Source organism: Streptomyces sp. NBC_00328, from assembly GCF_036139655.1.
Classification (GTDB): Bacteria; Actinomycetota; Actinomycetes; order Streptomycetales; family Streptomycetaceae; genus Streptomyces.
Window position 1 is genome coordinate 5,761,681 of the sequence record NZ_CP108013.1, and the last position, 13,316, is coordinate 5,774,996.

General features: G+C 73.3%; 11 protein-coding genes. 4 read left to right on the top strand and 7 right to left on the bottom strand.

Annotated elements, in window-relative coordinates:
- The first annotated feature begins 34 nt into the window (after window positions 1-34).
- From OG485_RS25295 to OG485_RS25305, 3 genes are read left to right on the top strand one after another with little or no spacing between them, the layout of a single operon-like run.
- Window positions 35-1,300, top strand: coding sequence for a LolA family protein (locus OG485_RS25295; RefSeq protein WP_328670835.1), 1,266 nt, complete (start codon window positions 35-37; stop codon window positions 1,298-1,300).
- 32 nt (window positions 1,301-1,332) lie between these two features.
- Complete coding sequence (locus OG485_RS25300) at window positions 1,333-2,376, top strand: ABC transporter ATP-binding protein (RefSeq protein ID WP_328670836.1); 1,044 nt, start codon at window positions 1,333-1,335, stop codon at window positions 2,374-2,376.
- Entirely contained in the window at window positions 2,363-3,424 is a 1,062-nt protein-coding gene (locus tag OG485_RS25305) for an ABC transporter permease (RefSeq protein ID WP_443048756.1), read from the top strand. Before OG485_RS25300 ends, OG485_RS25305 begins: the two co-directional genes overlap by 14 nt.
- Before the next feature lie 9 nt (window positions 3,425-3,433).
- Here OG485_RS25305 and OG485_RS25310 read toward each other — a convergent pair whose 3' ends face one another.
- Window positions 3,434-4,018 carry a flavodoxin family protein gene (locus tag OG485_RS25310; RefSeq protein ID WP_328670837.1) on the bottom strand — a complete coding sequence of 195 codons (585 nt, stop codon included), beginning with the start codon at window positions 4,016-4,018 and terminating at the stop codon, window positions 3,434-3,436.
- Between the two features lie 430 nt (window positions 4,019-4,448).
- Complete coding sequence (locus tag OG485_RS25315) at window positions 4,449-6,896, bottom strand: hypothetical protein (protein ID WP_328670838.1); 2,448 nt, start codon at window positions 6,894-6,896, stop codon at window positions 4,449-4,451.
- A 406-nt stretch (window positions 6,897-7,302) separates the two neighbouring features.
- Between OG485_RS25315 and OG485_RS25320 the strand changes: the two genes are divergently transcribed.
- Window positions 7,303-7,860: a hypothetical protein gene (locus OG485_RS25320; protein ID WP_328670839.1), complete on the top strand. Its 558-nt coding sequence runs from the start codon at window positions 7,303-7,305 to the stop codon at window positions 7,858-7,860.
- A 68-nt stretch (window positions 7,861-7,928) separates the two neighbouring features.
- On the opposite strand, the gene OG485_RS25325 is transcribed toward OG485_RS25320, so the two are convergent.
- The 5 genes from OG485_RS25325 to OG485_RS25345 form a co-directional block, all read right to left on the bottom strand.
- The gene (locus tag OG485_RS25325) at window positions 7,929-9,053 is read right to left on the bottom strand and encodes a zeta toxin family protein (protein WP_328670840.1); all 1,125 of its coding nucleotides are present in this window, start codon (window positions 9,051-9,053) and stop codon (window positions 7,929-7,931) included.
- Window positions 9,050-9,361, bottom strand: a complete 312-nt coding sequence (locus OG485_RS25330) for a hypothetical protein (RefSeq protein ID WP_328670841.1) — start codon at window positions 9,359-9,361, stop codon at window positions 9,050-9,052. The genes OG485_RS25325 and OG485_RS25330 overlap by 4 nt, the downstream gene beginning before the upstream one ends.
- Before the next feature lie 17 nt (window positions 9,362-9,378).
- A complete protein-coding gene (locus tag OG485_RS25335; RefSeq protein ID WP_328670842.1) occupies window positions 9,379-9,828 on the bottom strand; it encodes a DUF4913 domain-containing protein in 450 nt (149 codons plus the stop codon).
- Between the two features lie 70 nt (window positions 9,829-9,898).
- The gene (locus OG485_RS25340) at window positions 9,899-11,656 is read right to left on the bottom strand and encodes a type IV secretory system conjugative DNA transfer family protein (RefSeq protein ID WP_328670843.1); all 1,758 of its coding nucleotides are present in this window, start codon (window positions 11,654-11,656) and stop codon (window positions 9,899-9,901) included.
- Between the two features lie 132 nt (window positions 11,657-11,788).
- On the bottom strand, window positions 11,789-13,285 hold the full coding sequence (locus OG485_RS25345; RefSeq protein WP_328674621.1) for an ATP/GTP-binding protein: 1,497 nt from the start codon (window positions 13,283-13,285) through the stop codon (window positions 11,789-11,791).
- Window positions 13,286-13,316: the final 31 nt, after the last annotated feature.

Consider the following 13,316-nt stretch of genomic DNA (forward strand, 5'->3'; position numbering starts at 1 on the left):
CAGGGCCGCCGCCGACGACGGAGGTAACGCACACATGGCACCGTACGAATCCGACGACAGCGCGAGGGCCGCGGAGGCCGACGACAGGCTCGCCGGGCGACGCAAGGCCGCGCGGTACGTCGTTCCGGTCGCGGTGGTGGGGGTGGCGGCGGCGACGATCGGACTCGTTCCGGCGCTCGCCGACTCCGGAGACCCCGACCTGCCGAAGGTCACCGCACAGCAACTCATCGAGAAGATCGCCGAGTCGGACGTCCAGCAGCTCTCCGGCACGGTCAAGATCAGCACCGATCTGGGGCTGCCCGACCTGGGCGGTCTGGAGAGCGGCCTGCTGTCCGGCGCGGCCCAGGGGCACGGCGGTTCCTCCGCCGACCCGCAGTCCAAGCTCCTCGAACTGGCCTCGGGCACGCACACGCTGCGCGTCGCGGCCGACGGCCCGGACAGGGGCAAGGTCTCCCTGCTGGACAACGCCGCCGAGTACAGCGTCATCCACAACGGCAAGGACGTGTGGGGGTACGACAGCAAGTCGAACGAGGTCTTCCACTCGACGTCCGCCGAGTCCGGGCACGCCGGCGAGGGTGCCAAGGGCAAGGCGCCGCGGGATGTCCCGGCCACTCCGAAGGACTTCGCCGAAGAGGCTCTCAAGGCCGTGGACGACACGACCTCCGTGAGCGTCGACGGCACCGCGCACGTCGCGGGCCGCGACGCCTACAAGCTGGTCATCAAGCCCCGGCAGTCAGGCACCACGGTCGGCGCGATCAGCATCGCGGTGGACGCGAAGACGGGGCTGCCGCTGAAGTTCACGCTGACCCCGGCGAGCGGCGGCGCGGCCGTCGTGGACGCGGGCTTCACCCAGGTCGACTTCTCCCGGCCGGCCGCGTCGACGTTCGCCTTCACCCCGCCGAAGGGCGCGAAGGTCACCGAGGGCGACGAGCTGAAGGGCGCGAAGGGCGGCACGTCGAAGGGCGACGAGCCGAAGGATCTGAAGAAGGCGTGGCCGAAGGGACATGAGGGAACGGCCGACGGCGTCGGCGGTCCGAAGACCATCGGCGAGGGCTGGAACTCGATCGTCGTCCTCGACACCGGTGGCGAGGGCATGCCGTCCGGAGCGTCCGGCTCGACCGGCAACAGTGACGTCGACGGGTTCCTGAACTCCCTCGGCGACCACGTCACCGGCACGTTCGGCTCGGGCACGGTCTTCTCGACCCGCCTCGTCAACGCGCTGATCACGGACGACGGCAAGGTGTACGCCGGTGCCGTCACCAAGGCCGCGCTGGTGAAGGCGGCCGACGCCGCCCAGTAGACGCGGCCGGGCGAACCGAACCGAGGGAGTCCATGGAGGAGCTGTCCGCCGACGAGCCCGATCCGGCGAAGGCCGAGGGCGCCGCCGTCCCCGCAGGGCGGACGGGGAGCGCCGGTGCCGTGTCCGCCGCTGCCGTGTCCGCCGAGGACGCGGTGATCGCCACCCGCGCGCTGAGCAAGCGGTTCCGCGGCGGACAGCTCGCCGTCGACGGCCTGGACCTCACCGTCCCGGCGGGCAGCGTCTTCGGCTTCCTCGGGCCGAACGGCTCCGGCAAGACCACCACCATCCGGATGCTGATGGGCCTGATCGAGCCGACGTCGGGCACGGCGAGCGTGCTGGGGCGGCCCATGCCCCGGTCGGCGCGCGCCGTGCTTCCGCACGTCGGGGCGCTGATCGAGGGCCCCGCCCTGTACGGCTTCCTCTCCGGTCGGGACAACCTCGTCCGGTACGACGCCGCCGACCCGACCGCCGATCCCCGGACCCGCAGGACACGCGTCGAGACCGCGCTGGACCGGGTCGGGCTGACCGCCGCGGCGGGAAAGAAGGCGAGGGCGTACTCGCTGGGCATGAAGCAGCGGCTCGGACTCGCGGCCGCGCTGCTCCAGCCCCGTCGGCTGCTCGTCCTGGACGAGCCGACCAACGGTCTCGATCCCCAGGGCATGCGCGAAATCCGTTCGCTGGTCAGAGAGCTGGCCTCCGACGGCACGACCGTCTTCCTCTCCTCGCACCTCCTCGACGAGATCGAGCAGGTCTGCACCCACGCGGCCGTGATGGCCCAGGGGCGGCTCATCGTCCAGGGCCCGGTGGCCGACCTCGCGGCCGGAGCCCGGGGCCGGCTGGTGGTGACCACGCCGGACACCGGGGAGGCGGCCCGGATCCTCAAGGAGCAGGGCGTCATGGATCTCGTCGTGACCGAGACGGGGGTGACCGCGGAGCCGCCCGGCCGTGAACTCGCCGAACTGAACGCGGCGTTGGTCCTGGCAGGCGTCCGGGTCCGCGGCTTCGGAGTCGAACGGGCCTCGCTGGAGGACGCGTTCGTGGCGCTGACCGGGGAGGGTTTCGATGTCGCGGGCTGAACATCTGCCGAAGCGGGACGCCGAGGCCGCGACCGAGGCCGCGACGGCGACGGCGACCGCGACGGGGACAGGGACGAGGACAGGGACAGGGACGGGGATGACGACAGGAATGGCCACGGCGCCGTCACTTGCACCGTCACCGTCACCGTCACCGTCACCGTCACCGTCACCGTCACCGTCGCCGGAGCCGGGGGCCGTCCGCGGGCCGAGCCCGCTGTGGACACTCGGACTCTTCCGCGACGAACTCGTCACCACGTTCCGCAGGTGGCGCACGATCGCGCTGCTCGGCGTGCTCGCGGCCGTGCCGGTCCTCATCGGCGTCGCCGTCAGGGTCGAGACGAGCGGCGGCTCGACCGCGGGCGGTGGCGGCGGCGAGGGTCCCGCGTTCATCGCGCAGATCACCAACAACGGGCTGTTCCTGGTGTTCACCGGGCTGGCCGCGACCCTTCCGTTCTTCCTGCCGATGGCGATCGGCGTCATCGCGGGCGACGCGATCGCCGGCGAGGCCAACGCCGGAACCCTGCGCTATCTTCTCGTCGCGCCCGCCGGCCGCACGCGGCTGCTGCTCACGAAGTACGCGACGACGATGACGTTCTGCCTGGTGGCGACCCTGGTGGTGGCGCTCTCGGCGTTCGCGGTCGGCGCCCTGCTGTTCCCGCTGGGCGAGCTGACCACGATCTCCGGAACCCGCATCGGTTTCGCCGAGGGGCTCGGCAGAGCGCTGCTCATCGCCCTGGTCGTCGCCGCGTCACTGACCGGTGTCGCCGCGCTCGGCCTGTTCGTCTCCACCCTCACCAACAGTGGCATCGCGGCCATGGCGACGACGGTCGGCCTCTTGATCACCGTCCAGATCCTGGACCAGATTCCCCAGTTGCACGCACTCCAGCCGTACTTCTTCTCCCACTACTGGCTGTCCTTCGCCGACCTCATGCGCGACCCCGTCTACTGGGACGACCTGGTCCGCGACCTCGGCATCCAGGGCCTGTACGTCGCCGTGTTCGGGTCGGCCGCGTGGGCCCGGTTCACGACGAAGGACATCACCGCCTGAACGGCCGCGTCAGCGCTCGTAGGGGAAACGTGCGAGCGGTGCCTCCTGGGCGAAGAAGGTCTTCGCGCGTGTCAGCGCCTCGGTGTCGTTCAGCACGTCGCCGGGCCGGCTGCCGTTGCCGAGCAGGACCCCGCCGAAGCGCATCTTCATGTAGGCCGCCGAGTGGTTCAGCGTGCCGACCAGCGGGTCGGCGACCTCCTGCTCCTCGTGCGCGAGCGCGGTGACGCCCCAGAGCGTGCGCCCGGCCAGGGTGGCCTTGAAGTCGACGCCGGGAGTGCGCAGCCAGCCCGACCAGTAGTCCAGGTAGCGCTTGGTCAGTCCGGACACCGAGTACCAGTACAGCGGTGAGGCGATCACGATGTCGGTGGCGGCGAGGGTGGCGTCGAGCAGGAGGGCTTGGGAACTGGAGGCGGGAGGGCGTACGTGGTCGCCGTCCCGGCGCAGGTCCACGAAGTCGGGGAGCGGGTGCTCGGCCAGGGACAGCCAGCGCTGCTCCACGTCGGCGGGCAGTTGTTCGGCTGCCTTGCGGGCCAGCGACTCGGTGTTGCCGCCGGGGCGGCTGCTGCCGAGCACGAACAGGAATGTGCGGGTCACGGTTCCCCCGGAGATACGCCGACGTCGATTACACGCGTGAACAATATATGCACACGCATGCACCTGTCCAGGGCGGGGCCCCTCACCGACCCCAGGCGGGTGCTTCCGCCCCACCAAAACCTTCTTTCGCCCCCTCCGCCCCTACCCGTCCCACCCTGGGGCTCCGCCCCAGACCCCGCTCCTCAATCGCCGGAGGGGCTGAAACTTCCCAGGCCGGGGCTGAAACCTGGACTGGCCACCACGATGTGCCCGCAGTCGGCCGCGCACGGGAGGGGCCGTGCCGGTACATCAGATGCCCGTCGCTTACGTCCGGATCGAGCAGCGGCTCCCTACAAAACCCACGTCTGATCCAACCGCGACGGGCGGATGTACCGGCACGGCCCCGACCCACCCACCGAACCCGCACCGCAGACGCCAGCGCAAGCGTGTCTCACCGACCCGGGCGTGGAGGCCTCTGCACCCGAGGTGCCGGACCCGGTGCCGAGCCGGGCACGCCCCCGCCCGGGGCAGCGGAACCCCGGCCGGACTGGAGGCGGGCCGCGCTCGCCACGGGGTTCGTGGGCCCACCGGACGGCGTGGTCGTCGTCGCGCCCGCCACAGCGGGCCTGCGCCAGCTCTCCGGAACCGACGCGTGCCGCTCCACCGTCCCCTGCGCACGCGCCTCCGCGAGCCGGGCCGTCTGCTGGGCCACAGGAGCGAAACCCGGAGCCGCGTTGCCGCTCTGGGAGGGCACCTGGCGGGCGGCCATGGCACCCAGAGCGGCCTGGGTGTCCCGAGGGAAGACGTCGCGGGGCAGCAACTGCGAGGCCGCACCGGTCACCTCGACGCGGTGCTGCCTGCCCCCCGCCTCGAAGGTGACGCCGTAACCGAGGTACTGCCGGTCGCGGTCGAACATCAGATCCCCCCGCACCTGCCCGCCCCCGGCCCGGGTCCGCTCGCTCAGCTCCTGGAGGGCCTCCGGCATCGGCGCGGTCCGCCCGAGGCTCGCCACATACGCCTCCGCCTCCACCCGCCCCTCCCGGAACCGCGGCTTTCCGTCGGGCCCGGTGGACATCCGCACGGCACCCACCCGGTTGTCGGGGTGGATGTCGATGGTGAGGCGGCCGTCACCGCCGTACTCGCGGACGAACCGCTCCCGCAGCGCGGTGAACTGCACCTGGTTCTCCAGCGCGGGAGGAAGGTTCGGCCCGTAGACGGTGACCCGTGCCTCGGGGTCGGCCTCCAGGATGATCTCGGCGTTGGCCACGCCCGTGCCGCCGGCGCCCGCGACCAGCCACGTCTTCGGGGCGCCCTCCGCACCCGCGGCATGCGGGTCGAAACGGTTCTCGGCGATCTCGTCCCCGATGAAGACCCGTCCGGGCGCGGCGGCCCTCGCCCGCTCCCACTGGGCGGTCGCGTCCAGGGTCTGGAGCGCGCCCCGCGCCGCGCCGCCCGAGCGCAGCCCGTCCAGCACGCCTTCCTCCCGCAACACCTGGAGTGCCCGCTCCGCGCTGACCTCCCCGGTCAGCCGGGCGTGCGCCGGTGAGTCGGCGGGGAGCTGTCCGCGTACGGAGTCGAGGGCCTCCGGCAGATTCACCGCGTCCCGGCGGTCGACGCCCGGCACCATCTCCGGCGGCAGCCCGGTGGCCACGGTCGGCGTGCCCTCGACCTTCACATAGACGTCCGGGGAACCGTCGCCGGGCCGGATGTGCGCGTAGAGGTGACCGTCCTGCCCCGGGACCAGCGCCGCGGTCCCGTCGACGAGGGGACCGCGCACGGCGAGCTGGTCCTCCCACAGGCGTACGGCGTCGCGCGGCACCCGCGCGGTCGGGTCGGCGAACTGGTGGGCGTCGCCGAGCCCGTTGGCCCGCATGTCCCTCGTCTGGTCGGGGGACTGGACGATGCCCTGGCCGGGGTCCAGGTGCCAGCGGCCGCGGGCGTCGACGAGCAGGGCCTGGGGGTCGCGTCCGACGAGGCTGGCGCCGCCGCCGATGACGACCTGGCGGGTGGGCCACTCGCCGGTCGTGGCGCTCTCCGCGCGCAGCTCGGCCAGGGTGGCGGCACCGGCCCGGGTGCGCTGGTCGGCCGCCTGGGCCGCCGCCGCGGCGAGCTCCTCGCGGGGGACGGGGGAGCCGTCGGGCCGGAACCCCGGCAGGGGAGGGGCGTGGGCGGACACCCCGAGGGGGCGGGCGTGTTCGGCCCGCGACCGGAACTCCCGTAGTTCGGCGACATCGGCCGCGTTCAACCGCTCGACGGGGACGGCCAGTTCGCGCAGGGCGCCGGCCGCCATCGGGGTCAGGTGCGGGTCGATGATGTCACGGCGGACATCGGCGGCCTGGAGCTCGGGCGCGAAGCGGTCGGAGTCGGCCGGGGCCTGCGGCCGCAGCCCGGCGTGGTCGATGAGCGCCGACAACTCACTCCGGGATTCGGCGCGTTGGGTGGCATCGAGGGTGGCGTCGTTCATGCGGGCGGCCAGGTAGTTGAGTTCGCCGACCCGGCCGAGGTCCTCCTCGGTGAGGCTCAGACGCCGGTCCGCGCTCCCCAGCCCGCCGCGGGCCAGCAGCTCGGCACGGTTCGGCGCGACGCCCGCGACCTCGGGGTCACCGGCGGCGGCACGGGCCGCCCGGTCGCGCACCGCGAGCAGTTCGCCGACCTCGTGGCTCAGCGCCCGGCCCACCTGGCGCGGGTCCATCCGGTCGGAGAGCTGGACGACGTGCTGGTCCGAGGTGGTGTTGACGTGGGTCCGCGCGACCGTGCCGGAGGGGAGCGGAACGGCGTCCAGACGCAGGGTGAGGTCCCTGCCCCGGTCGTCGGTGAGCGCGAAGAAGCGGTCGCCCGCGGCGCCGGACCGCAGCTCGGCCGAGCTCAGCCGCTGCCCGTACAGGCTCCGCACCACCATCGGCAGGGTGCTCTCCGCCTGCGCGATGACGGCCGCCTGCCGCCCGGGATCGGGCGCGGCGCCGGTGCCCGAGACGAAGCGGCTGCCCGCGACGTCGGTCGCGGTGATGACGACGGGCTCCGCGCGCGGCGCCGTGCCCGCGCCGGAGAGGCCCGAGCGGACCTCCCCCCAGGCCTCAGCTGGGGCACCCCTTTGAGAATTCCCCCGGACGGGTCCCGGAGCATCCCCCGGGACATCCCCCCGAGGATCCGCCCGGGCATCGCCTCGGACATCCCCCCGACGATTCCCCCGGGCATCGCGCCGGGCGTCCGCCCGGTCGGAACGGCCGGCGTTCCCGCGGTCGAGCGGTTCCTGGTCCACTGGCACTTTCCCCCTTGAACGGCCTCGTGGCACGTAAGATCTCGGCATGCTGATCGCCCGTTCGACGCAGGAAGCACACCTCTACATGGACCTGCACGCGTGCGCGTGCGGGGCGGAGAGCTTCGAGCGCGAGCACCGTCTCGACGAGCGTGACGGTGGCCTGGTCGCGGTGTACGAGGGCGTCTGCCCCCAGTGCGGCCGCGCCCGTTCCTTCGCCTTTCGGCTCACCGACGAACTCCCGCCCGCGCCACCGGCGTTCGGCGGGTCCGAGCCCTCGCGGATCATCGACCCCGGGGAGTTCCTGTGGGTCAGCGACCAGGTCGCCACGGACACGGGACTGAGGCTGCTGCACACCCCGCCCGCCGAGCGCCGTCAGCAGCGCGAGGGCTCCGCGTTCGCGCTCGCGGCGGTCGAGGAAGTCCTCAAGTTCCTTCCGCTGGGCGCCGACGGCGTTCCGGAGGAGCTGTTCACCTCGGAGCGCGGCCGCGAGGTGTACGACAGGACCCCGCACCGCTTCGAGCGGGCCGCACTCCTGGAGAACATCGCCCGCAAGCGCCGCATCCTGGAGAGCGTCGACCACGTCGGCCCGCAGCCGGGCGCCTAGCCCCTCGACAGCGCTCCCGGCGCACACCGGGCGCACGGCGCTCACGACGTTCGCGGGGCTCACGGCGCTCATGGCGTTCGCGGGGGCCGGGGCGCGGCGCGCGGTACGGCGGAAGCGGCCGGAGCCGCGGCGCCCGGCGTGCCCGGCGCACCCGGTGTCCGTCCGGCCGCCGGGGCGGTGCTTCCGGCGCCGGACCGCAGACGTGCCGCGGTGGCGACCCGGATCGTGGCATCTCCCTGTTGGCGGGCGGGCGAGGCGCCGAGCCCGGACACCGGGGCCGCGCCCGTGGGCCGCCCGGCGGCGAACACACCCCGCTCCGAGGTGATCAGCGCGGTGGCCAGCCCTCCCTCCACCAGCTTCTCCGCGTTCTCGCGGCCGACGGAGAACCCACGCCCCGAGGTGCTCCGCGCGTACAGGTCCTCGATCATGACCTCGGGGGCCATACGCCCGCCGTACCGGTCCCGGCCCGCGTCGAATTCCGTGCGGCCGTGCTGCCAGCGGCCGGCGTTCTGGGCGAGGCACTGCTCGACGGGGACCTCGACCGAGAGCAGGACGCGCCGGTCGTAGCCGTCGGCGCGCAGATCGCCGAGGAGCTTCTCGTTCCAGCGCTGGTCGCGCAGGGTCGCGTCGTAGAGGAGGTTGTAGCCCCCGGCGCGGGCCCACTGCTCGAAGACGTCCTGGAGGAACGCCGACTCGCGGTGGGTGAGCGAGGCCGTCTCGGAAGGCGCTACCGGTCGCCCGTCGGACAACTCGCTTGCGTGTGGGGGCAGATGGGGCGATCCTCCGTGCTCGAAGATCGCCACCTTGAAGGCGTCCGGGTCCAGGACCACGTAGTCGCGCACGTCGATGCCGTGCGCCCGCTTCAGAGCCCGCCCCAGTTCGTCGTCGCGCCCCTGCCATTCGCCGAGCCCGCGCAGCGCGCCGCCCTTCCCGGCGCCGGGCGCCCCGGCGGTGAGCAGGGCGGCATGGCCGTCGCGCGGCAGGCCCGCGCAGCGCGCCGTGAACTCCTCCAGGATCGCGGAGTGCATCCGCTCGCGTTCCGGAGTCCACAGCGCACCGCGCCGGAACTGTCCGAACGTGTCCGTGCCGCCCGGCGCGAGATCGCCGCCCGGTGACATCCGGGTCTGCAACTCCCTGTACAGCGCCCGGTATTCGGGTCTGAGACCCGCCTCCGGCCTTTCGCCCGTGGTCATGGCCGCCGCTCGACCCCGTCCGCCGGGCCGTCCGGCCGGCTGTCGATCCTGCGCTGGATCTCCTCCACGTCCTCGCGGGTCACCTGCCCGAGCAGGCGCGCCGCGGCGAGCACGGAGAGCGTGTTGTCCTGGTGGGTCGGCTCGGGGTGGCCCTCGTCCAGACCCTCCTCGGTCTCGAAGGGCCAGGCGGCGACGGTCGTGATCATCTGCTCGCGCTCCACGAATCCGGCGGCGTAGAGGCCGAGGTAGGCGCGCAGGGAGGGAGCCGAGTCGGCGGCGGACGTGCCGGGTGCGGGGGTTTCGTTCATGGCGGGGTATTCCTCGTCTACCAGAGACTGGTCTCGTACGGATCCGGGTCGATCTGCCGGGACGCGGCGACAGCATCCTCGTACGACTCGGCCGCGGGCGGCGTCTTCGGGCGGTGGCTTCCGCCTTTGCAGCCCGCGAACGGGCCGCTGGGAGAGCGCAGTTCGGACAGTACGGCGCCGAGGTGGTCCCGGTGCCATACGGCGGGCCCGGACGCGCCCGCCGCCGGGTCGGTGTGCTCCTGCCAGGCCAGCCACAGTCCGTGCAGCCGGGCGACCGCCTCCGGGTGCTCCCACCAGCGGGGGCACCAGGGCTGCTGCGAGGTGACCTCGCGGCCGTAGACGGGAAGGAGCAGGTCGCTCACCCAGACGGCCAGCCGGCTCATCTCCTCGGCGTACTCGGGTCCGTCGAGGAAGAGGATGAACGGCGGGGCGTCGGCGGGCTGCTGCTCGGCCGGGACGGTCGTCATCGAGAACACTTCCTTGCGGCGGCGGACGTCATCGGGCCTCGGCCGCCGGGGACCGCTGGGGCGGCAGATCTCATCGGGTCGTGATCCTCTCGGCCGCGCGGGCGGTGATGGCCCGCACCTCCGCCTGGGCCGCCGTCGCGATGCGGTCGGCGCCCGGTTCGGCGTACCAGGGGCGGAGCCGGACCAGGGCGGGTCTGATGCCGGTGGCCAGGAGCAGGGCGGTGCCCTTGGGCAGCGCGCGGATGCGGTCGGCGGGCAGGATGCGCTCCAGGCGGTACGACGTCGACCGGGACCGCCCGTCCCTGCTCCTGGACCAGCTGACCGTCGACACGTCGTGCTCACCGACCAGCCGGGAGATCTTCTCCACGAAGTCGGCGTCGTCCAGACCCGCGCCGAGCAGTTTGACGGTCGCGGCCGACCAGAGCGCGTCCATGCCCGCCTCGCCCCAGACCCGTGAGCCCTGCCGGTAACTCTGGAGCAGGGTCACGATGTTGATACCGCGTGAGCCGAAGTGCGAGTACAGGTCGGGGAGATCGGAGATCCGGCAGACGTTCGCCGCCTCGTCGAGTACCGCCGTCATAGGCGGTTCGAGGCGTCCGCCCATCCGTTCGGCGGCGACGACTCCGGCGCGCAGTACGGAGTCCGCGGCCGCGGCGATGACCCCGGCGGCCGAACCGCCGCCGTCCTTGGAGAGCAGGTAGAGCGTGTCGGCGGAGAGCACATGGCGGCCGGGGAAGAACTGCGGCAGTGCGGGGTCCGGGGTCACCCACGCGGCGATCGCGGGGTCGAGCAGACAGGCCACGCACTGGCGGCTGGTCTCGTAGATGCCGTCCCGGGTCTCCACCGCGCCCAGCACGGTGCCCTGCAACTGGTCGGCGAGTGCCGTCATCCCGGCGTCGCGCAGCAGGTCGACCGGGGTGCGGTCGGCCGGGTCGGCCAGCCAGGCGAGTACCTCGCCGATCGGCCGCCCGCCACGGTGGGCCGCGTGGAACAGGGCGGTGAGGGTGTTCTGGGCGGCCGAGATCCAGAAGTCGCGACGGGACGCGTCGTCGTTGACCGCGCCGACGAAGTGCCCGGCCAGCCTGCGGGCGCCCTCGATCGTGGCCGCCTCCGCGAGCATGTCCCACCACAGGCCGCGCGGGGTGTGGGCGATGCCCTGGGGGTCGAACGTCCAGACCCGGCCCACCCGTTCGCGTTCCGCCCGCGTCACGCTGTACACGTCGGCCTTGTTCGACGTCACCAGCACACTGCCGCGGGCCCGCAGGACGCGCGGGACCGCGATGCCGGTGGACTTGCCCGCGCGGGGCGCCATCAGATCGAGCTCGACGTCCTCGTAACTGGAGCGCAGCTCCGGGCCGCGGGGTTCCAGGTCGCCGATCAGGTTCCCGGTGTCGTCCGCGGTGACCTTGCCCAGCTTGGCCAGTCCCGGCCGGAGCTCGCGGGCCCGCCGCGCGGCGCCCTTGGGCAGGAGACCGGCCAGTTCCTTGCGGCCCGCGAGACCGGTGGGCGCGGTCAGCCGGCGTCGTACGAGCGCGATCAGGACGGTGATCGCCGCCACGACGGCTCCGAAGACCGTGGCCATGCCCGCGGCGAGCGCGGTGGGCGAGGCCGTCGGCCACAGCGGGCCGGGGCCGTCCTTCACCAGGGTCGAGAGGGTGGACAGGGCGAACGGTGGCGGATGCCAGCCGGCGCCGCTCACCGCCGCGCCCAGTGTTCCGCCCAGCCATGCCCCCAGGAACACGGTGCCGATGAGGAACGCGGCCCCCGGCACGATCCAGGGGAGGAGGTCCTCCCCGGCTCCGGGTCCTGTCCTGCGTGTGCTGCTCATCTCTGCTCCCCCCGTTGGATGTCTCTCGCCCCCGCCGCCCCTACCCGTCCCCTACCCGGGGGCGCCCCCGGCCCCCGCCGCGCTCCGCGCGGGTCCTCGAACGCTGGACGGGCTGGAATTTCCCCTCCGCCCTCAAGTCCCGGACGGGCTGGAGCCCGGGCCGGGATTCTTGTGCAGGGACGGCTTGCCCGCCTCCGACCAGCGGGTGTTCGTGTTGTGCAGCGCGCGTTCGGTGTCGGTGATCGACACCTTGATCGGGATGCCGGGACGGCCGCCGACCTTGATCAGGAAGCGTCCGCGTCCCGGCGGCTCCTCGTTGCCGCCGGTGCTGGCCCAGCCGGGCGGGGACGACCACGAGGACACGAGTTCGATCTCGCGTTCGGACATGCCGACGATCTGGCCGAGTTCCCGCATCTCCGACCGCGGAAGACCGGCGCAGACGACCATGCCCGCCCGCTCCACGAAGCCCCGCGCCTTCGCCCGGTCGGACTCGCTGCCGAGGGCCTCGGCGTCCTTCAGCGTGTGGGTGATCTTCGCGTCGCCGAGGCCGAGCGAGCGGTTCAGCCGGGTCAGCGCGTCGATCCGTTCCACGATGCCGGAGGCCGCCCGCAGGGGGCGCCACAGTTCGTCGAGGACGGTGAAGAACCAGCGCTGCGGGGCGAGTCCGGCGTCCGCGAGCGCGTGCGCGGCTGCCACCGTGCCGAGCCCGTCCGACCAGGCCGCGAGCATCGCCGCGGCCGTCAGCTGGGTGTCCGCCTCGCCGATCCGGGAGATGTCCACGCAGACCGCCGGCGACGACGGGTTGATCCGGGTGGACGTCTCGGTGGCGAAGGTGTCGCCGAGCGGGCCGTCGAGCACACCGAGGAGCGAGCGGTGCAGCGGGTCCACGGCCTCCTGGTAGCGGGCCACGTTCCCGCGGTCCAGCGTCACCGCGCGGACCCGGTCCGGCCCCTCGTCCAGCACTTTCAGCAGATCCGGCAGGAGCGGCGGCCGCCCCGGCTTCGTACGCTCCGCGAGATGGTGCAGACAGGCCGACAGCACCGACTGCTCGTGGTCGTCCATCGGACGCCCGCGCACGATGGTGATCAGCGCCGCGACCATGTTCAGGACCCGGCCGTGCGCCTCCGCGGCCAGGATCCGGCCGCGCTCGCCGCCGATCCGGGCCGCCGCCTCGCCCATCGCGCCCGGGTCGAGGACGTTGATGCCGCCGACCCCGCGTCCGATGGAGATCACCTGGCCGCCCAGCGCCCGTACGGTGTCGGCGTAGTCGGGCTTCAGGTCGCCGAGGACCAGAGGCGTGATGCCCGTGGCGGACATGCCGATCAGCATGCGGTTGACCAGGGTCGACTTGCCGAGGCCCGGCATCCCCAGCATGAACAGCGACGGGTTGGAGATGTAACGGGCCCGGGTGAACCAGGAGATGGGGTCGCCGCACACCGTCGCCCCGGTGTGCAGATGCTGTCCGAGCGGAACCCCGGTCATCGGCGCGCCGGAGCCGGCCGCGAACGGCCACAGCCCGCACGCCTGCACGGTGGTCGCGCGCCACAGCGCGGGCGGGTCGACATGCCCGACCTGGCCGCCCGCGGGGCCGTACCAGCCGCGGGGCGGCGCGGTGGCCGGTGCTCCCAGGACGCCCGGTGTCGCCGGGGCGCCCCGTGTC

Bases quoted from the DNA above. Each gene is read 5' to 3' on its own strand.
- OG485_RS25295 (WP_328670835.1), top strand. From the start codon at position 35: ATGGCACCGTACGAATCCGACGACAGCGCGAGGGCCGCGGAGGCCGAC.
- OG485_RS25300 (WP_328670836.1), top strand. From the start codon at position 1,333: ATGGAGGAGCTGTCCGCCGACGAGCCCGATCCGGCGAAGGCCGAGGGC.
- OG485_RS25305 (WP_443048756.1), top strand. From the start codon at position 2,363: ATGTCGCGGGCTGAACATCTGCCGAAGCGGGACGCCGAGGCCGCGACC.
- OG485_RS25315 (WP_328670838.1), bottom strand. From the start codon at position 6,896: ATGGTGGTGCGGAGCCTGTACGGGCAGCGGCTGAGCTCGGCCGAGCTG.
- OG485_RS25320 (WP_328670839.1), top strand. From the start codon at position 7,303: ATGCTGATCGCCCGTTCGACGCAGGAAGCACACCTCTACATGGACCTG.
- OG485_RS25325 (WP_328670840.1), bottom strand. From the start codon at position 9,053: ATGACCACGGGCGAAAGGCCGGAGGCGGGTCTCAGACCCGAATACCGG.
- OG485_RS25330 (WP_328670841.1), bottom strand. From the start codon at position 9,361: ATGAACGAAACCCCCGCACCCGGCACGTCCGCCGCCGACTCGGCTCCC.
- OG485_RS25335 (WP_328670842.1), bottom strand. From the start codon at position 9,828: ATGACGACCGTCCCGGCCGAGCAGCAGCCCGCCGACGCCCCGCCGTTC.
- OG485_RS25340 (WP_328670843.1), bottom strand. From the start codon at position 11,656: ATGAGCAGCACACGCAGGACAGGACCCGGAGCCGGGGAGGACCTCCTC.